Origin of the sequence: Paraburkholderia caledonica NBRC 102488 (genome assembly GCF_000685095.1) — a bacterium.
Taxonomy (GTDB): domain Bacteria; phylum Pseudomonadota; class Gammaproteobacteria; order Burkholderiales; family Burkholderiaceae; genus Paraburkholderia; species Paraburkholderia caledonica.
The window spans coordinates 674,928-693,644 of record NZ_BAYE01000001.1; the positions used below are offsets into that span (position 1 = coordinate 674,928).

The following is an 18,717-nucleotide window of genomic DNA, read 5'->3' on the forward strand; positions in this document are numbered from 1 at the left end:
TACCGGCAATAAAAAAGCCGCGCGTTCGGCGCGGCTTCTCTCGCAAACATCAATGCACGGCGAAGGCTTAGCCGTTGATCACGTCAGCGCCTTTCGGCACGGTAAATTTGAACGCATCCGCGGGCAGCGGCGGATTCTTCTGGATGTTCGAGAAGGTCAGCAACGTCACGTTGCCGAATACGTCGTGCAATTCCATTGCTTGCAGATTGCCGTCCTTGAAGCCAATGCCCACGCGCTGAAATTGCGTGTCTTTCGCTTTCGGCGTGAGTTCGAGCCAGTCGATGCCAGCCTTGACACCTGCATCGCGCAACGTGAAGTTCTTGTCCAGATCGTTGCTGCCGAACAGAATTGCCGCCGGGCTCGCACCGAGCGCGCCGCCGAGGCTTCGCACCGTCACCTGGTTCAGATCCTTGTCGTAGACGTAAAGCTTGTCGCCGTCCGCCTGCAGCAACTGCGCGTAGGGTTTTTCATATTGCCAGATGAACTTGCCGGGACGCGCGAACGTGAACGTTCCGCTCGACGTACCGTTCTTGCCGTTGCCCGTGGTGGACAGCACGCCGCTTGCGCCGCTCGCTGCTTGCGCCTTGCTGGGCGCGCGCACTTCCTGCTGCACGAAGGTGCCGCGCGCCGAGTGAACTTGCGCGACGAACGCTTTCAGCTGCTCGGTGCCGCTCGCGAACGCCTGCGAAGCGACGAGCATCGTCGCGCCGATCGCTGCTGTACCGACGCCGCGTGCGATTGCGCGGGCAAACCGGCCGACGCTGCTGGATGCATGCTGCTGCACAAATAGCTGCATATGATTTCTCTCCCTTGATTTGAATTCGTTGAGCGACTGCTTTGTCTGGCTTTGATTGGCTCTGATTGCGGCGCATCGACATGAGCAGTGTTTGCCGGTGGCCGCGAGCACAGCGTGACGCTTGCTGTGCGAGGCTCGGGGCGAACACATGAGACTTTGATCCCTGCGGTCTGTCGCGCTGAGCCCACAACCGAGCTTAGACAGGCAGGCTTAAACGAGCCTTAGAAGTCGGCGTCGAAGTGGACCTTGAACCTGGATCTTCGCAGCGGACCTTTGAAGCGGACTTTTGATGCCCACCTTGAAAGCGGACGTTCAAAAGTCGACATTCAAAGCCCACCATGAAGCAAGGCCGTTGGAGCCGTCGGGACCACGCCTCAGAAGACCATCCGCGAACCAGGCCCCGAAAGCGGGAAAAACACTGGCCATTCGCCTCCCGCCATAACGCCTACTCCGCCTCTCGCGCCGGTGCCAGAATTTCGCGATTGCCGTTCGACGACATCGCCGACACCACGCCTGAATTTTCCATTTGCTCAAGCAGGCGCGCCGCGCGGTTGTAGCCGATGCGCAAATGCCGCTGCACCAGCGAAATCGACGCGCGTTTGTTTTTCAGCACCACGTCCACTGCCTGATCGTAAAGCGGATCCGATTCGCCGTCGCCTGATCCGCCCGCTCCGGCGCCCGCCGAGCCCTCGTCGCCCTCGCCGGTTACGCCGCCTTCGAGAATGCCTTCGATATAGTTCGGCTCGCCCTGCTCCTTGAGCTTGTCTACGACGCGGTGCACTTCTTCGTCCGACACGAACGCGCCGTGCACTCGGACCGGCAAGCCGCTGCCCGGCGGCAGGTAGAGCATGTCGCCCATACCGAGCAGCGATTCCGCGCCCTGCTGATCGAGAATCGTGCGCGAGTCGATTTTGGACGACACCTGGAACGCCATCCGCGTCGGCACGTTAGCCTTGATGAGCCCGGTAATCACGTCGACCGACGGACGCTGCGTGGCGAGAATCAAGTGAATGCCGGCGGCGCGCGCCTTCTGCGCAATTCGCGCGATCAGTTCCTCGACCTTTTTGCCGACCACCATCATCAGGTCTGCAAGTTCGTCGATCACGACGACGATGTTGGGCAGGCGCGTAAGCGGCTCCGGCTCGTCCGGCGTGAGGCTGAAAGGGTTTGGCAGCTTTTCTTCGCGCTTGGCGGCTTCGTCGATCTTGTTGTTGTAGCCGGCGAGGTTACGCACGCCGAGCTTGCTCATCAGCTTGTAGCGCCGCTCCATTTCGGCGACTGCCCAGTTCAGCGCGTGACCCGCCTGGCGCATGTCGGTCACCACCGGACAGAGCAGATGCGGGATGCCTTCGTAGACGCTCATTTCGAGCATCTTCGGATCGATCAGGATCATGCGGACCTGGTCGGCGCTCGCCTTGTAGAGCAGCGACAGGATCATTGCGTTGATACCAACCGACTTGCCCGAACCGGTCGTGCCCGCGACGAGCAGGTGGGGCATCTTCGCGAGGTCCGCGCATACGGGCTTGCCGCCGATATCCTTGCCGAGCCCCATGGTGAGCGGCGATGCGGCGTCTGCATACACCGCCGAGCCGAGAATTTCGGACAGGCTCACGGTCTGGCGGCGCTGATTCGGCAGTTCCAGCGCCATGAAATTTTTGCCCGGAATCGTTTCGACGACGCGGATCGATACGAGCGACAACGAACGCGCGAGGTCCTTTGCGAGATTCACGATCTGGCTGCCCTTCACGCCGGTGGCGGGTTCGATCTCGTAGCGCGTGACGACCGGACCCGGATACGCGGCGACGACGCTCACCTCGACGCCAAAGTCCTTGAGCTTTTTCTCAATTAGACGCGAGGTGAATTCGAGCGTATCCGCCGAAATGGTTTCCTGCGCGGCGGGCGCCGGATCGAGCAGCGAGATAGGCGGCAGCGTGGAATCGCCGGGCAGATCGGTGAAAAGCGGCACTTGCCGTTCTTTCTCGACCCGCTCCGACTTGGCCGGGGTGACGACCGGCGGCACGATCACGACGGGCTCGTGCTCCTCGATACGCACGCGGCCTTTCTCGACCTTGCCTTCGCGCTTTACCGCCGCCGCTTCGCCCAGTTTGCGGTCGCGGCCCGCCTCGCGGCGCAGCTTCGCGAAGGTCACAGCCGAAATGATCGACTCCCCGAGCTTCTCCGACACCGACAGCCACGAAAACCGGAAATACAACGACAAGCCAATGCCGAGCACGATCAGCAGCGCGAGGGTGCCGCCCGTGAAACCGAGCGCATGCGACACGCCGCGCGCGACCGCTTCGCCGATCACGCCACCAGGCGCCCGCGGCAATTGCACCTTGAGCGACCACATGCGCAACGCCTCGATGCCGTCGCAGGCAAGCAGCACCAGCATGAACGCAAAGGCGTCCGCGAGCCAGCTGGCATCGCGCGGCGCGTCTTCCTGCAAGTCTTCGTGACGGGTGATGCGCTTGTAGTTCGCGGAGATATGGCGGCCGAGCAGCACGATCCACCAGTAAGCGGAGAGGCCGAACAACAGCAGCAGAATGTCCGAGGTCCACGCGCCCACGCGGCCTGCCCAGTTGGCGATGTGATCCACCTGCGCGGCGTGCGTCCAGCTCGGATCGCGCCGGCTGTAGCTGACGAGCGCCATCAGCAGGAAAACGCCGAGCGCGACCTGCAGAATCCAGCGGATTTCGGTGAAGAGACGCGACATGCGGTGCGGCAATGCCTGCGCGCTCGCGGTATAAGGAGCTTTTGCCATTGATCCTGTTGCTTATGTGGCCGATCCGGTGTGCCGGGGCGCAGCTGAGCCGCGCTGGGCGCGGCTGCGGGCACGACACCGGCGACCCGAAACTTCGATCCGGCCTATTGTAAACGCAGTGCCCCGCGCGAGGCTGTAAATGACGGTAACCTGGCCGATTGGCCACACGCAGGCGTCAAATCAACGCGCGGCCAGCTCGAAAGCACGCGCCATGGGCTATCGCCGCGATCGGAAAGCTTCATGGAGCAGCCCGCCGCCCCGCCCTTTATAATGCCGGACTGATACCCATCTACAGTTTCAGCCAAGTCGCGCAGCCTCGCATGGGCGAGCAGCGCGCCGTAAAAGGATTCGATCATGCCCGCAACTTCCACGAAACACGCCAAGGTTCTGATTCTCGGTTCCGGTCCCGCCGGCTACACGGCAGCGGTCTATGCGGCGCGCGCGAACCTCGCGCCGGTGCTCGTCACGGGTCTCGCGCAAGGCGGCCAGCTGATGACCACGACCGACGTGGAGAACTGGCCCGCCGACGCCAACGGCGTGCAAGGCCCGGAACTGATGGCGCGCTTTCTGGAGCACGCTGAGCGCTTCAACACCGAAATCATCTTCGACCACATTCACACGGCCAAGCTGAACGAAAAGCCGATCCGCCTGATCGGCGATTCGGGCGAATACACGTGCGACTCGCTGATCATCTCGACGGGCGCGTCGGCGCAATATCTCGGCCTGCCGTCAGAAGAAGCGTTCATGGGCAAGGGCGTGTCGGCCTGCGCCACCTGCGACGGCTTCTTCTACAAGCAGCAACATGTGGCCGTGATCGGCGGCGGCAATACCGCCGTTGAAGAAGCGCTGTACCTGTCGGGCATCGCGAAGAAGGTCACGGTGATTCACCGTCGCGACAAGTTCCGCGCCGAGCCGATCCTGATCGACCGCCTGCTCGCCAAAGAGAAGGAAGGCGTCGTCGAGATCAAGTGGAACCATACGCTCGACGAAGTCACGGGCGACCAGTCCGGCGTAACCGGCTTGCGCATCAAGCACACGCAGACCGGCGAGACGACCGACATCGCGTTGCAGGGCCTGTTCGTCGCGATCGGCCACAAGCCGAACACGGACATCTTCGAAGGCCAACTGGAGATGAAGAACGGTTACATCATCACGAAGGGCGGCCTGAACGGCTTCGCAACCGCTACCAGCGTGCCGGGCGTGTTTGCCGCCGGCGACGTGCAGGACCACGTGTATCGTCAGGCGATCACGAGCGCAGGCACCGGCTGTATGGCAGCGCTCGACGCGCAGCGCTATCTGGAAACCATCAACGAGATGGCCGGCGAGCACGCGATGAGCCAGGAAGCGGAGCGTTGATCGGCTGCGTCTCCTCGCGAACGCAACGGTAAAATGGCGGCTGGGCCTTGCCCCGCCGCTCGCTCGAACATAGGCCGCGGCTCGCCAGCCCGCGGCCTTTTGCATTCAGAGCCGCGCCACGGCCACGCAAGGCGCCGCTTGATCTACTTTCGATCGACTCATTTTCCGCGTGTATTGCCGCCATGCCCAAGAACCAGCCTCACCCGAACGAGCCCAAGCGTGCCAGCGCCGCCGCGCGACCCGCACCGGAACCGGCTGCCCCCGCCGCCAGGCCGGCAATCGAGCGGGCTGCGGGTCTGGCGGGCCTGGGCGCGCTGCGCGATGCGTTGAAGGTCGACGGCGAGCGGCGCGAGCGTGAACGCGCAGCCGCGGCGGCCGCACAGCGCGAAGCGGCTGCAGACGCCAATCTGTTTCGCCGCGAGATTGGCGAAGTCGCGCCGCTCGCGGTGCCGCCTCGCGCATCGTTGCCGCGCAATCCTCCGCCGCCGCTGCCGGTGCAAACGCGGCTCGACGAAGAAGCCGTGCTGCACGAAGCGATTTCCGACGAGTTCGACCCCGAGGTATTGCTCGACACCGACGAAACGCTCTCCTATTGCCGCCCAGGCGTGAGCCTGGAAGTCGTGCGAAAACTGCGGCGCGGCGACTGGATCGTGCAGGCGCAGATCGACCTGCACGGTATGCGGCGCGAGGAAGCGCGCGAGGCTCTGGCTGAGTTCATCCGCGAGTCGGTAAAGCGCGGCTTGCGCTGCCTGCGCGTGATCCACGGCAAGGGTTTGGGCTCGATCGGCAAGGAACCCGTGCTCAAGGGCAAAGTGCGCGCGTGGCTCGTGCAGAAGAGCGAAGTGATCGCGTTTTGCCAGGCGCGTCCGCATGACGGCGGCGCAGGCGCTGTGGTCGTGCTGCTGCAGCCGGGCGCTGTGCCGGCTCACGCAAGAGCTTCGGCGGAGCCACGGTGATCCATCCCAGGCTGACGCTCGCGCTGACCTTCATGGAGGCGCTGGCGATTTTCGCGTACGCCATTTCCGGTTTTATCGAGGCCAAAACCCGTCGGCTCGACGCCGTGGGCGCCTTTCTCGTCGCAATCGCCACCGCCTTTGGAGGCGGCACACTGCGCGACGTCCTGCTCGAGCGCCGTCCGTTCTACTGGGTCGAACATCAGGAATATCTGATCGCGATCTTCGCGATGTCGCTGTTCGCCCCCACACTGCTGAAAGCCACCTCGCGCCTGCTGTCCGAGCGCGTGCTGCTGGTGGCCGACGCGATCGGCCTCGGGCTTTTCAGCATTGCGGGGACCTCGATCGCGCACGACGCCCAGATGCCGTGGTTCACGTCCGTGCTGATGGGCGTGGCGACGGGCGTGTTCGGCGGCGTGATCCGCGACGTGCTGTGCAACGAAGTGCCGTTGATCCTGCGCGACTCGCGGCCGTACGCGACATGCGCTTTCGTCGGCTGCTGGCTGTATGTGCTGCTGGATTATGTGAATTTCGACACCGTGTACAGCGTGCTGATCGCCACTGCGTTCATTCTGCTGTCGCGGCTCGCAACCTTCCGGTTCAACGTGCGATTGCCGCATTAGCCGCAGTAGCCGGATCAGGCCGAACTAGCCGCACGGCCGCCTCAGCCGTATTCGGCGCCGTGCCGGCTGTTCCGGGGCAGCGCGTCCTACGAAGACTCTAGCTGCCGCCCGCCACACCCGATGCGGACAATATTAATTCGAGCCTATACACTTCACGTCGAACCTATTTCCGCCAATCACTCACAAGGCCAAACATGGACCGTTTCGAAGCGATGGAGATATTTACGCGTGTGGTGGAAGCGAACAGCTTCACCAAAGTATCCGAATCGCTCGACCTGCCGCGCGCCAAAGTCAGCCGGACGATTCAGGCGCTGGAAGAACACGTCGGCGTACGGCTGTTGAACCGCTCGACGCGCCAGGTGAGCGTTACCGAAGACGGCGCGCTCTTCTACGACCGTTGCGTGCGCATTCTGGCCGAAGTCGCCGACGCGGAGTCGTCGCTGTCGAACAAGCGCGAGAATCCGGTGGGCACGATTCGCGTCGATACGTCCGGCACGCTCGCCCGTGCGCTGCTTTTGCCCGCGCTCGACGATTTCTACCAGCGCTACCCCGAAATCGACGTGCGGCTCGGTCTGGCCGACCGCAACATCGACCTGATACAGGACGCCGTAGATTGCGTCATTCGCATGGGCACGCCGGAAGAGTCCAGTCTCGTCGCGCGGCGTATCGGCCAGGCGCGCATCGTCACGTGCGCGTCGCCCGCGTATCTGGACAAACACGGCACGCCGACCACGCTCGATGAGTTGAGTGGACACCACGCAGTCAACTATGTGTCGGCCCGAACCGGCAAGACGTTTCCGTTCGAATACGAAGTGAACGGTGAGATCGTCAAGGTCGCGATGAAAAGCGTGCTCGCGGTGAACGACGGCTCGGTCTACATTCGCGCGGGTGCGCTCGGCCACGGCATTATCCAGCCGTCGCGCTTCATGGTCGCGCATCTCATCGAGCGTGGCGTGCTGAAGGAAATCCTCACGAACTACACGAGCCCCAGCACACCGCTGTCGATCCTTTACGCGCATCGCCGCAATCTGAGTTCGCGGCTGCGCGCATTTACCGAATGGGTGACGGAGCTCGTGCGCAACAACCCGGATCTGCGCATACCGGACGCTTGACGCCCTTCAGCGAAAAGCCCCTTGCGTCTGGCGACACAAGGGGCTTTTTTCATGCAGACCAACAGCAGCGGTCAGATCCGGCTCAGGCGATCCGCTCTTCATTCGACGGATCGAACAACACCGCCTTCGACGTATCGAACAGCAGCGTCGTGTTCGTCAACGGCTGCGGGTTCGAAGCCGGGTGCACGCGGCTCACCACGCGCTTGCCGTTGACCTGCGCGAAGACGAGCGTGTCCGGACCGGTCGGCTCGATCACATCGACCTTCACTTCGATCTGTTGCAGCCGGGCGTGGTCGCCGTGCGCACCGCGCGCATCGGTGATGCGCTCCGGGCGCAGGCCGAGAATCACTTCACGTCCGACGTGCGACTTGACCTTCGCCGAATCGAACGGCAGGTTCAGCGCCGTGCGAGTGACGCCCGTATCCAGTTCGATGCCGACGCCCGCGCCCTGCTCGACGAGCTTGCCCTGGATGAAGTTCATCGGCGGCGCGCCGATAAAGCCCGCCACGAACAGGTTCGACGGCGAGTCGTAGATTTCCTGCGGGGCACCGAACTGCTGCACGATGCCGTCCTTCATCACCGCGATGCGATCGCCGAGCGTCATTGCTTCGATCTGATCGTGGGTCACGTAGACGATCGTCGTGCCGAGACGCTGATGCAGCAGCTTGATCTCCGAGCGCATCTCGATACGCAACTTGGCGTCGAGGTTCGACAGCGGTTCGTCGAACAGGAACATCACAGGGTCACGCGCGAGAGCACGGCCCATTGCCACGCGCTGACGCTGGCCGCCGGACAGCTGGCCGGGCTTGCGATCCAGCAGGTGCGTGATCTGCAGCGTGTTCGACACACGATCGACGATCTGCGCCTGCTCCTGCTTCGGCACCTTGCGAATGTTCAGGCCGAACGAGATGTTCTCGCGCACCGTCATGGACGGATACAGCGCGTACGACTGGAACACCATCGCGATGTCGCGATCTTTCGGCGACAGGTTGTTCACGGTCTTGCCGTCGATCTGAATCTCGCCCTTGGTCACGGTTTCGAGACCGGCGATCATGTTGAGCAGCGTCGACTTACCGCAGCCCGAGCCGCCGACGAGAATCAGGAACTGGCCGTCTTCGATGTCGATGTTGACACCCTTCAGAACCGGCACCCCGTTCGGGTAAGTCTTGTACACGTCACGGATGGAAAGGCTTGCCATGCTGTGAATCCTCTTGTCTCTGGTACTGCTTGAAAACGTCTTGTCGGTGACGGCGGTGCTGGGTGCCTTTCATGCACGAAGCGGCCGCCGCGCTCGGATGGTCTAGCCTGGGTTCAACCCTTCACCGCGCCTGCCGTCAGGCCGCGCACGAAATAGCGCCCGGCGACGATGTAGACCAGCAAGGTCGGCAACGCGGCAATGATCGCGCCGGCCATGTCCACGTTGTATTCCTTCACGCCGGTCGAGGTGTTCACGAGGTTGTTCAGCGCCACCGTGATCGGCATGGAATCGACGCCGGAGAACACAATCCCGAACAGGAAGTCATTCCAGATCTGCGTGAATTGCCAGATCAGGCACACCATGAAAATCGGCAGCGAGACCGGCAGCAGGATCTTCGTGAAGATCGTGAAGAAACCCGCGCCGTCGATGCGCGCCGCCTTCACGAGTTCAGCCGGAATGCTGACGTAGAAGTTGCGGAAGAACATGGTAGTGAACGCGATGCCGTAGATCACGTGCACGACCACCAGACCGGTCGTGGTGTTAGAAAGGCCGAGAAAGCCTTCGAAACGCGCCATCGGCAAAAGGATCGCCTGAAACGGAATGAAGCAGCCGACCAGCAGCATCGTGAAGATCGGATCGGCGCCGCGAAAACGCCAGTGCGTGAGCACATAACCGTTGAACGCGCCGATGATCGACGAGATCAGCACGGCCGGAATCACCATGCGCACCGAGTTCATGAAGAACGGCTGCATGCCGTCGCAACGCACGCCGGTACACGCACCGCTCCATGCCTTGATCCAGGGATCCACGGTCCAGTGCGAAGGCGGCGTAAGCAGGTTGCCGGTGCGCAACTGGTCGATGTCCTTGAACGACGTCGACAGCATCACGTACAGCGGAAACAGGAAGTACAGGGCAAACAGGACCAGAGCCGCGTAAATGACGGCACGGCTGATCGTCATCTTAGGCTGCATTGCGGGTGCTCCTCGATTCCAGATACATGAGCGGCACGAGCACGGCCACGACGGTTGCGAGCATCATCATCGACGATGCCGCGCCGACGCCGAGCTGCCCGCGATTGAACGAAAACGTGTACATGAAAATGGCCGGCAGCGACGACGACGTGCCAGGACCGCCCGCCGTCAAAGCGACGACCAGGTCGAACGTCTTGATCGTGATATGGCAGAGAATCAGCAGCACCGAAAAGAACACCGGACGCATGCTCGGAATCACAATCTTGCGGTAGATGGTGGGCAGATTCGCGCCGTCCATCTGCGCGGCCTTGAAGATTTCACCGTCGACACCGCGCAAGCCGGCAAGGAACAGCGCCATCACGAAGCCGGTGGACTGCCACACCGCCGCGATAACGACGCAGAAAATCGCCTTGTCGGGGTCGCCGAGCCAACTGAAGGAAAAGCTTGTCCAGCCCCAGTCGTGGAAAACCTTTTCGAGGCCGATGCTCGGCGTCATGATCCATTGCCACGCCGTGCCGGTCACGATGAACGACAACGCCATCGGATAAAGAAACACAGCGCGCAGCGCGCCTTCATTGCGGATCTGCTGATCGAGCAGGATCGCGAGGAAGAGACCGAGGCCGATACAGATGCCGATGAACGGAATGCCGAACCAGCCGAGATTGGCTGCAGACGTCCAGAAGACGTCGTTATCGAACAGTTCGCGATAGCGGTCGAGACCGACAAATTCATAACGAGGCATCAGCCGCGAATTGGACAGCGACAGATAGCCTGTGATGGCGATGAAACCATAGACGAATACCAGACTGATCACGACGCTGGGTGCGAGCACCAGCTTCGGGATCCAGCGATCGGCAAGGGCCGCCATGGGCGACACGCGGCGGGCGGCGCTGGCCGTTTTCCCGTTTCCGCTGATAGAAGCAGTCACTACTCGACTCCTGCTGAAACTGTACCGTCTGGCCACTCACGTCGACACACACGGCCAACCGGCAACGTGAGAACGTGACAAACGCGAAGCCGCAACGGCATAGGTGTGACTCTATGAAACCCAGGGTGAAGCCGCTTGCATCGGGGCCTGCATCGGGCAAAGCGCACATCGCGCGACGCGAACCGGCACCATCAGCGGCGCGAAGCGGCGCGTCCGATCCCGGACGCGCCGCTTCGCTACTTCACTTACTTGGTCTTCGCTGCCTTCGCGAGCGCCGCAACTGCGCTCTTCGAATCCTGCTGCGAGTTCATGAACTTCGTAACAACGTCGGAGATCGCGCCGGCTGCTGCATCGGGTTGAGCCATGCCGTGTGCGAGCGACGGCACATAGCCGCCCGACTTGATCGCGACCTGTTCATCCGCGTACGACTTCTTCGCGCAGTCGTCGAACTTCGCCATCGACACGCCCAGACGAACCGGAATCGAACCCTTGTTCAGGCTGAACTGTTCCTGGAACTCCGGCGACATGATGGTCTTCGCGAGCGCCAGTTGGCCCGGCGTTGCTGCCTTCTGGCCTTTCTGCTGGAAGAACACGAACGAGTCGACGTTGAACGTGTAAGCCTTTTCCGTGCCCGGCACTGCCGCGCACACGTAGTCCGAGCCCGACTTCTTGCCGGCGTTGGCGAATTCGCCCTTCGCCCAGTCGCCCATGAACTGCATGCCGGCCTTGCCGTTGATGACCATTGCCGTAGCCAGGTTCCAGTCACGGCCCGTGCGGCCCGCGTCGAAGTAACCCTGGATCTTGCGGACCGTGTCGAACACGCCGACCATCTTGTCCGAAGTCAGCGTCTTTTCGTCGAGGTCGACCAGCGCCTTCTTGTAGAAGTCCGCGCCTTGCGACAGAACCACGTCTTCCCACAGCGTCAAGTCTTGCCACGGCTGGCCGCCCATCGCGATCGGCTGGATGCCAGCGGCCTTCATCTTGTCGGCCACCGCGAAGAACTCAGGCCACGTGGTCGGCACCTTGCCGCCGGCCTTGTCGAGCGCTGCCTTGTTGATGTACAGCCAGTTCACGCGATGCACCGAGAACGGCGCAGCGACGTAGTGACCGTCCGCGTGCATGATCTTGTCGATTTCCGGCGGCAGATTCTTCTTCCAGTCGCCGGCGACGGAGTCGATCGGCACCAGCACGCCTTGCGAAGCCCAATCCTGAATCAGCGGGCCCTTGATCTGCGCAGCGCTCGGTGCATTGCCCGAGATCACCTGCGTCTTGAGTGCCGTCATGGCAGCCGCGCCCGCGCCACCTGCAACCGCAAAGTCCTTCCACGTGTAACCCTGCTTCGTCATGTCGTCCTTGAGGACGCCGACGGCTTTCGATTCACCGCCCGAAGTCCACCAGTGCAACACTTCGACCGACTCGGCAGCTTGCACGGCCGAGACGCCACACATCAGACCTGCGGCGCACAAAGCGCCCATGATCGCGCGAAATTTCATTGCTTATCTCCTCCAGACACCTGAACAAAAAACAAATGGCCCCTGATGTCGCCAGGGTGCTGTGGTTGGTTCAAACAGGCAAAACACTGGGCGATCGAGCACGGTCGGGCGCATGCGCGAGGCATGTGCCGGCGGACCGATGTCCGGCCGCTGGAAGCTCAAGAGATGAGTGGTTCGGGATGCAACTGACTGTCTCCTCTTTTGATTTTTGCCTGCCCGCTTCGCGCGGCAGACTCGAGGTGCCTTGCACGTCAACCGAGGAATCTGCTTGCCGGCCCTGCACTGCCCGGCTTTCCGTAACGGCTGCCGGGACAGGCTGGCCTATGCCGGCACGCAATGTCCGTTAACATGCAGGGGACGCCTGCCGATTCGCGAAAACGTGCAACTGACCTGACAGCGCACGCTTTTTTCATCGAATTAGCGCTACCTCTTGATTTGGATTGTAGTTAAACTACAATTCAGTGTCAAAAAATATTTTATCGGACTACGGTCGCCCTTTTCACGGCAGTGAACGGTCAGCGCGGCGGCCCCAGGACATCGACGGAGACTCATGCAAACCGATTCAAGCTTCACCTTCGTTCTCTTCGGCGGAACCGGCGATCTGTCGATGCGCAAGATTCTCCCCGCACTGTTTGAAGCGCACCGTGCGGGTGGCATGCTGGCCGACAGCGGCAAGATCGTCGCGGTCGCGCGCCATGCTGCGGATCGCGGCGAGTACATCCAGTGGGTCAACGAGCACGTCAAGCCGCATGTGTCGAAGAACGGTGTCGACGAAACGGCATGGTCCAGCTTTCTCGGACGCATCGAGTTCGTGAAGATCGACCTGGGCAATCCGGAAGACTTCGCGCTGCTGCGCGATGCGGTGAAAGACCTGCCTGGCATTCGCGTGTTTTATCTGGCTACCGGTCCGTCGCTGTTCGTGCCGATCTGCCGCGCGCTCGCGTCGGTGGGCCTTAACGAAAACGCGCGCATCGTGCTGGAAAAGCCGCTCGGCTACGACCTCAAGTCGTCGAATGCAATTAACGATGCGGTCGGCGAAATCTTCGCTGAAGAACAGATCTACCGTATCGACCACTACCTCGGCAAAGAACCCGTGCAGAACCTGCTGGCGCTGCGCTTCGGCAATGCGCTGTTCGAGCCGCTGTGGCGCCGCGAGTGGGTGGAAAGCATTCAGATCACAATCGCAGAAGAACTCGGTGTCGAGGCGCGAGGCGATTTCTACGACAATACCGGCGCACTGCGCGACATGGTGCAAAACCATTTGCTGCAATTGCTGTCGATCGTCGCAATGGAACCGCCGCATTCGATGGACTCCGACTCGGTGCGCGACGAAAAGCTGCGCGTGCTGCGCGCGTTGAAGCCAATCGATCCGCTGAACATCGGCAAGGTCGCGGTGCGCGGTCAGTATCATGCCGGCGGAATTCGCGGTAACGCGGTCCCCGCCTATGCGACGGAACCTGGCGTGAAGCCGAACAGCACGACCGAAACCTTCGTCGCGTTGAAGGTCGAGATAGAAAACTGGCGTTGGGCCGGCGTGCCCTTTTTCCTGCGCACGGGCAAAAGGCTTGCGGACCGCGTCGCGGAAATCGTCGTAAATTTCCGCGCGGTGCCGCATTCGGCGTTGGGTGCTTCGGCGTTGCGCGCAGGCGCCAATCGTCTGGTGATCCGCTTGCAGCCGAACGAATCGATTCGTCTGTACTGCCTTGCGAAGCAGCCCGGCGAAGGCATGAATCTCGCAAGCGTCCACCTGGATCTCGCGTTCGACCAGTTCTTTCGCGAAGGGCAGATGGAAGCGTACCAACGCCTCTTGCTCGACGTGATCAACGGCCGTCTCGCACTCTTCGTGCGGCGCGACGAACAGGAAGCCGCGTGGCGCTGGGTCGAACCGATTCTGAACGAATGGAAGGCTTCGAACAAACCGCCGAAGCCTTATGCTGCGGGCACATGGGGTCCTGCCGCCGCGAGCGCGATGCTTGCGCAGCACGGTACCTGCTGGCTCGAAGAAGAGAACTGATTCGCGGCGGATTTTCGCAGCTCTAACAAAAAAGCAGCACGGAGGAGAAGTGATCGAGCTTCACGCTTTCGACGATCAACGCGCCCAATCCGACGCGTTGGCGAAGGCCGTAGGCGACGCGTTGCATGCATCGCTGGCCGCACAGACGGCGACGTCAGACGCCGGTATATCCGGCGCGTCCACAGCCGGTACGTCCACAGCCGGCGTGCGCCCGGCCCTGCTCGCCGTGTCTGGCGGCAGCAGTCCGCGCCCTTTCCTGCAGACGTTATCCACTCAAAGCTTCGACTGGCCGCACATTGCGGTGACACTGGTCGACGATCGCTGGGTGCCCGAGACGGACAGCGCGAGCAACTCGCAACTGGTGCACGCCACGTTGCTGCAGAACGCCGCGAGGAACGCGACGTTCTGGCCGCTCGTCGACACCTCGCAGGATCTGCACGCGCATGTCGCCGCGCTGAACGCCGACGCGCGTTTCGCCAGCGTGCCCGACGTCGCGATCCTCGGCATGGGCGAAGACGGCCACACCGCGTCGATCTTCGCCGATGCGCCTGAATGGGATCACGCCATCAGCACGACTGAGCGCTTCGTCGCCGTGCATCCCGGCAGCGCGCCGCATGCACGCGTGAGCTGGTCGCTCTCCGCGCTCAAGGAAGTGAAGCATCTGTTTTTGCTGATTGCCGGACCGCGCAAGATGGACGTGCTGAACGCCGCCGCATCTTCGCTACAAAAAAATGCCATCTCGCAGTTGGCGAACGACAAGGGAGTGAGACTCGATGTCTACTGGTGTGCAAACTAAGGCTGTTCCGGGCGCGGGCCAGCACGCCGATGGACCGAGGCTGCTGGCCGACATCGGCGGCACGAATGCGCGCTTTGCGCTGGAAACCGGACCGGGCGAGATCGGCTCGGTGCACGTCTACCCGTGCGCGGATTACCCCGGCGTCGCTGAAGTTATCAAGAAGTACCTGAAGGACACGAAGATCGGCCGCGTGAATCACGCGGCGATCGCGATTGCGAACCCGGTCGACGGCGATCAGGTCAGCATGACGAATCACGACTGGAGCTTTTCGATCGAAGCCACGCGCCGTGCCCTCGGTTTCGACACGCTGCTCGTCGTGAACGACTTCACCGCGCTCGCCATGGCCCTGCCCGGCCTGACGGATGCGCAACGCGTGCAGGTCGGCGGCGGCACGCGCCGTCCGAACAGCGTGATCGGCCTGCTCGGTCCGGGCACCGGCATGGGCGTGTCGGGCCTGATTCCTGCCGACGACCGCTGGATCGCGCTCGGCAGCGAAGGCGGTCACGCCACATTCGCGCCGGCCGACGAGCGCGAAGACATCGTGCTGCAGTACGCGCGCAAGAAATGGTCGCATGTGTCGTTCGAACGCGTGGCCGCGGGGCCCGGCATCGAAGTCATTTACCGTGCGCTGGCGGGCCGCGACAAGAAGCGCGTAGCGGCAAACGTCGACACCGTCGAGATCGTCAAACGCGCGTTGGAAGGCGAGCCGCTTGCGGCTGAATCCATCGACGTGTTCTGCGGCATACTCGGCACGTTTGCGGGCAATATCGCGGTGACGCTCGGCGCGCTCGGCGGCATCTATATCGGCGGCGGGGTCGTCCCGCGGCTCGGAGAGTTCTTCGCGCGCTCGTCGTTTCGCAAACGCTTCGAGGCGAAAGGCCGCTTCGAGGCGTATTTGAAAAACGTGCCGACTTACGTGATCACCGCGGAATATCCGGCGTTTCTCGGCGTGTCCGCGATCCTCGCCGAGCAGTTGTCGAATCGCGCGGGCGGCAGTTCGTCGGCGGTATTCGAACGGATCCGGCAGATGCGCGACGCGCTGACGCCGGCCGAGCGCCGCGTCGCCGATCTCGCGCTGAACCATCCGCGCTCGATCATCAACGACCCGATTGTCGACATTGCCCGCAAGGCCGACGTCAGTCAGCCGACCGTGATCCGCTTCTGCCGCTCGCTTGGTTGTCAGGGCTTGTCGGACTTCAAGCTGAAGCTTGCGACGGGCTTGACCGGCACCATTCCGGTGAGCCACAGCCAGGTGCATCTCGGCGATACGGCAACGGACTTCGGCGCGAAGGTCCTCGACAACACCGTGTCGGCCATTCTGCAATTGCGCGAGCATCTGAACTTCGACCAGGTCGAACGCGCGATCGATCTGTTGAACGGCGCGCGGCGCATCGAGTTCTATGGACTCGGCAATTCGAACATCGTCGCGCAGGACGCGCACTACAAGTTCTTCCGCTTCGGCATTCCGACCATTGCATACGGCGATCTGTATATGCAGGCCGCTTCTGCTGCGTTGCTCGGCAAGGGCGACGTGATCGTCGCCGTGTCGAAGTCGGGCCGCGCGCCCGAGCTGCTGCGCGTGCTCGACGTCGCAATGCAGGCAGGCGCGAAGGTGATCGCGATTACGTCGAGCAACACGCCGCTTGCCAAGCGCGCGACGGTCGCGCTCGAAACCGATCACATTGAAATTCGCGAGTCGCAACTCTCGATGATTTCGCGAATTCTGCATCTGGTGATGATCGACATTCTCGCGGTCGGCGTGGCAATTCGCCGCGCAGTGCCGAGCGCAGACGTTGCGGAGACGGTGGCGAAAGCACGTCAAGGCGCCGACGACGACGCCACCGCAGTGCTCGACTGGCTCAGTCACGGCGCGGCTTCATCGGCGCGGGATTGATGCCGGATTGATGTCCGATTGATGTCCGTCTGAAGGTCACGGTATGCCGTGGCCTTCGCCCGACTTCTGGAATGCGGACTGAAGCATTGCCTGTGCGAGTACGCGCTTCAATGGCGCGACTCGAACAACAAGCGATAATAGAAACTCCATCGCTCACGGCAAAGCACACCGATGATCATCCGTCCGCATCTCCATTGGTTCCGCATGCTGCTCGCCTGGCGCGGCTCGGTGCTTCCGCAGTTGCTTCCCCGGCTCTTCCTGATTTTCGCGATCTCGGTCGTTGCGGTCGCAGCGCACGATCATCTGCTGCCCATCACGCTGAACCTCAACACGACTGCGCCGTTTTCGCTCGTCGGCATCGCTCTCGCGGTGTTTCTCGGCTTTCGAAACAACGCCAGCTATGACCGCTGGTGGGAAGCGCGCAAGCTTTGGGGCCAATTGTTGAACGACGCGCGTTCACTTACTCGCCAGGCGCTCACCTTGCGAACGACGCAGTTGCCGGAAGAAAACCTGGCCGAGTTTTGCGCCGCGTTGGGCGCGTTGCCGCATGCACTGCGCCATCAGCTTCGCAGGAGCGATCCGCGCGAGGACCTCGCCGCACGCCTGCCGCCTGCGCTGTTCGAACGCGTTATGACATCGCGCTACAAACCGGCAACGTTGATGCTGGTTCTTGGCGAATGGGTGCAGCGCGAGGCGCAAAAGGGCTCAATTGATCCGATGGCCGTACTAGCGTTCGACCGGAATCTGAATGGCTTGTCGGATGTGATCGGCGGGTGCGAGCGCATCGCGTCGACGCCGTTGCCGTTTGCCTATTCGGTGATGATTCACCGCACGGTGTACTTTTTCTGCGCGTCGTTGCCGTTTGGACTCGTCGACAGCATTGGCATTTTCACGCCGGTGTTCGCGGTGTTCGTCGCGTACACGTTCATGGCGCACGAAGCGATCGCGTCGCAAATCGAGGAGCCGTTCGGCACCGACGACAACGACCTTGCGCTGAGTACCATGTCTTTCATCATTGAAGACGCACTGCGCGATATGCGCGGCGAACCCGCGGTCGCGCTGCCCGACCCGCAAGCCGAAAGCTACGTGCTAACCTGAGCGTCCCGATGAAGCAGCGCCTGTCTGCTCGCAGGTCTAGTCGTTGCCGACTGTTTCCGACAAACGCTTGAGCGTCGCCACACGCGCACCAATGACGTCGATGCGGCCGCGCTCGTCGACGACCGGCGTCGTCGCATTCAGGTACGCGGTCCACGCCTTTTGTGCGCGCGTCAGCGTGGGACGCGAGCGCGCCGGCATCTTTGCCTGCAGACGGCGATAGTAGCGATTCAGGTCGAACATCGCGTGTTCGCAGCGCGCGTCCGCACGACAAGCGCGCAGACGGCCCGGAGGATCGCCGCCACCCGCACTCGCCTTCGCTACCGCGCTGCGCAGCGCGAGGGCCCGGTCACGCACCGGCTGCAATTGCATATCGGCTTCGGCAAGCACGTACATCGTGCCGCGCGTGGTGGCGAATACCGCCGCGAGCAGTTGCGTTTCGGCATCGCGCGAAGCCTGCCAGCTTGCCTGACTCTTTTGCCACTGCTTGCGCCGCGCCGGCGGCAACTCCGGCTGCAACTGCTGCCATGCGTTGTCCATAGCGGTCTTCCAGCCGATGCGCGCAGTTTCCATGCACTGCACCTGCCCCATCGTTGACGACATATCGCTGCGCGCCAGACACGTGCGCATCGCCGCATCGATCGGATCGGCTGCGGCGACTTCCGCACGCGCGGCGAGCGGCGCGACGCCGAGCAGCAGCGCGCATGTCAACGTGCGCATCAGCGCG

Annotated in this window: 15 protein-coding genes; 8 read left to right on the forward strand and 7 right to left on the reverse strand. The window is 62.4% G+C overall.

The features are described 5' to 3' along the window. Positions 1-67: 67 nt before the first annotated feature. A complete protein-coding gene (gene lolA, locus BCA01S_RS03135; protein ID WP_027775659.1) occupies positions 68-796 on the reverse strand; it encodes an outer membrane lipoprotein chaperone LolA in 729 nt (242 codons plus the stop codon). Between the two features lie 445 nt (positions 797-1,241). After that, complete coding sequence (locus tag BCA01S_RS03140; RefSeq protein ID WP_027775660.1) at positions 1,242-3,557, reverse strand: DNA translocase FtsK; 2,316 nt, start codon at positions 3,555-3,557, stop codon at positions 1,242-1,244. A gap of 354 nt (positions 3,558-3,911) precedes the next feature. Between BCA01S_RS03140 and trxB the strand changes: the two genes are divergently transcribed. The 4 genes from trxB (at position 3,912) to BCA01S_RS03160 (ending at position 7,601) form a co-directional block, all read left to right on the forward strand. Next, positions 3,912-4,913 carry a thioredoxin-disulfide reductase gene (gene trxB / locus BCA01S_RS03145; protein WP_020065201.1) on the forward strand — a complete coding sequence of 334 codons (1,002 nt, stop codon included), beginning with the start codon at positions 3,912-3,914 and terminating at the stop codon, positions 4,911-4,913. Between the two features lie 182 nt (positions 4,914-5,095). Beyond that, the gene (locus BCA01S_RS03150; protein WP_027775661.1) at positions 5,096-5,869 is read left to right on the forward strand and encodes a Smr/MutS family protein; all 774 of its coding nucleotides are present in this window, start codon (positions 5,096-5,098) and stop codon (positions 5,867-5,869) included. After that, positions 5,869-6,489: a trimeric intracellular cation channel family protein gene (locus BCA01S_RS03155; RefSeq protein ID WP_027775662.1), complete on the forward strand. Its 621-nt coding sequence runs from the start codon at positions 5,869-5,871 to the stop codon at positions 6,487-6,489. The genes BCA01S_RS03150 and BCA01S_RS03155 overlap by 1 nt, the downstream gene beginning before the upstream one ends. A gap of 194 nt (positions 6,490-6,683) precedes the next feature. After that, positions 6,684-7,601, forward strand: coding sequence for a LysR family transcriptional regulator (locus tag BCA01S_RS03160; RefSeq protein WP_027775663.1), 918 nt, complete (start codon positions 6,684-6,686; stop codon positions 7,599-7,601). 82 nt (positions 7,602-7,683) lie between these two features. On the opposite strand, the gene BCA01S_RS03165 is transcribed toward BCA01S_RS03160, so the two are convergent. The 4 genes from BCA01S_RS03165 to BCA01S_RS03180 form a co-directional block, all read right to left on the reverse strand. Continuing rightward, on the reverse strand, positions 7,684-8,799 hold the full coding sequence (locus tag BCA01S_RS03165) for an ABC transporter ATP-binding protein (protein WP_020065197.1): 1,116 nt from the start codon (positions 8,797-8,799) through the stop codon (positions 7,684-7,686). Between the two features lie 113 nt (positions 8,800-8,912). Next, positions 8,913-9,770: a carbohydrate ABC transporter permease gene (locus BCA01S_RS03170; RefSeq protein WP_027775664.1), complete on the reverse strand. Its 858-nt coding sequence runs from the start codon at positions 9,768-9,770 to the stop codon at positions 8,913-8,915. Beyond that, entirely contained in the window at positions 9,760-10,698 is a 939-nt protein-coding gene (locus tag BCA01S_RS03175; RefSeq protein ID WP_027775665.1) for a carbohydrate ABC transporter permease, read from the reverse strand. The genes BCA01S_RS03170 and BCA01S_RS03175 overlap by 11 nt, the downstream gene beginning before the upstream one ends. A gap of 245 nt (positions 10,699-10,943) precedes the next feature. After that, positions 10,944-12,191 carry an ABC transporter substrate-binding protein gene (locus BCA01S_RS03180; protein WP_020065193.1) on the reverse strand — a complete coding sequence of 416 codons (1,248 nt, stop codon included), beginning with the start codon at positions 12,189-12,191 and terminating at the stop codon, positions 10,944-10,946. Between the two features lie 550 nt (positions 12,192-12,741). Here BCA01S_RS03180 and zwf point away from each other — a divergent pair. The 4 genes from zwf (at position 12,742) to BCA01S_RS03200 (ending at position 17,993) form a co-directional block, all read left to right on the forward strand. After that, positions 12,742-14,205 (forward strand): glucose-6-phosphate dehydrogenase, encoded by a 1,464-nt coding sequence (zwf, locus tag BCA01S_RS03185; RefSeq protein ID WP_027775666.1) that lies wholly within the window; start codon positions 12,742-12,744, stop codon positions 14,203-14,205. Positions 14,206-14,254: 49 nt separating this feature from the next. Continuing rightward, entirely contained in the window at positions 14,255-15,001 is a 747-nt protein-coding gene (gene pgl, locus BCA01S_RS03190; protein ID WP_027775667.1) for a 6-phosphogluconolactonase, read from the forward strand. After that, on the forward strand, positions 14,979-16,895 hold the full coding sequence (locus tag BCA01S_RS03195; RefSeq protein WP_027775668.1) for a bifunctional transcriptional regulator/glucokinase: 1,917 nt from the start codon (positions 14,979-14,981) through the stop codon (positions 16,893-16,895). The genes pgl and BCA01S_RS03195 overlap by 23 nt, the downstream gene beginning before the upstream one ends. Positions 16,896-17,066: 171 nt before the next feature. Further along, positions 17,067-17,993: a bestrophin family protein gene (locus BCA01S_RS03200; protein WP_027775669.1), complete on the forward strand. Its 927-nt coding sequence runs from the start codon at positions 17,067-17,069 to the stop codon at positions 17,991-17,993. A gap of 36 nt (positions 17,994-18,029) precedes the next feature. Here the strand turns inward: BCA01S_RS03200 and BCA01S_RS03205 are convergent, their stop codons facing one another. After that, a complete protein-coding gene (locus tag BCA01S_RS03205; RefSeq protein ID WP_244145918.1) occupies positions 18,030-18,710 on the reverse strand; it encodes a lysozyme inhibitor LprI family protein in 681 nt (226 codons plus the stop codon). Between the last annotated feature and the right edge of the window lie 7 nt (positions 18,711-18,717).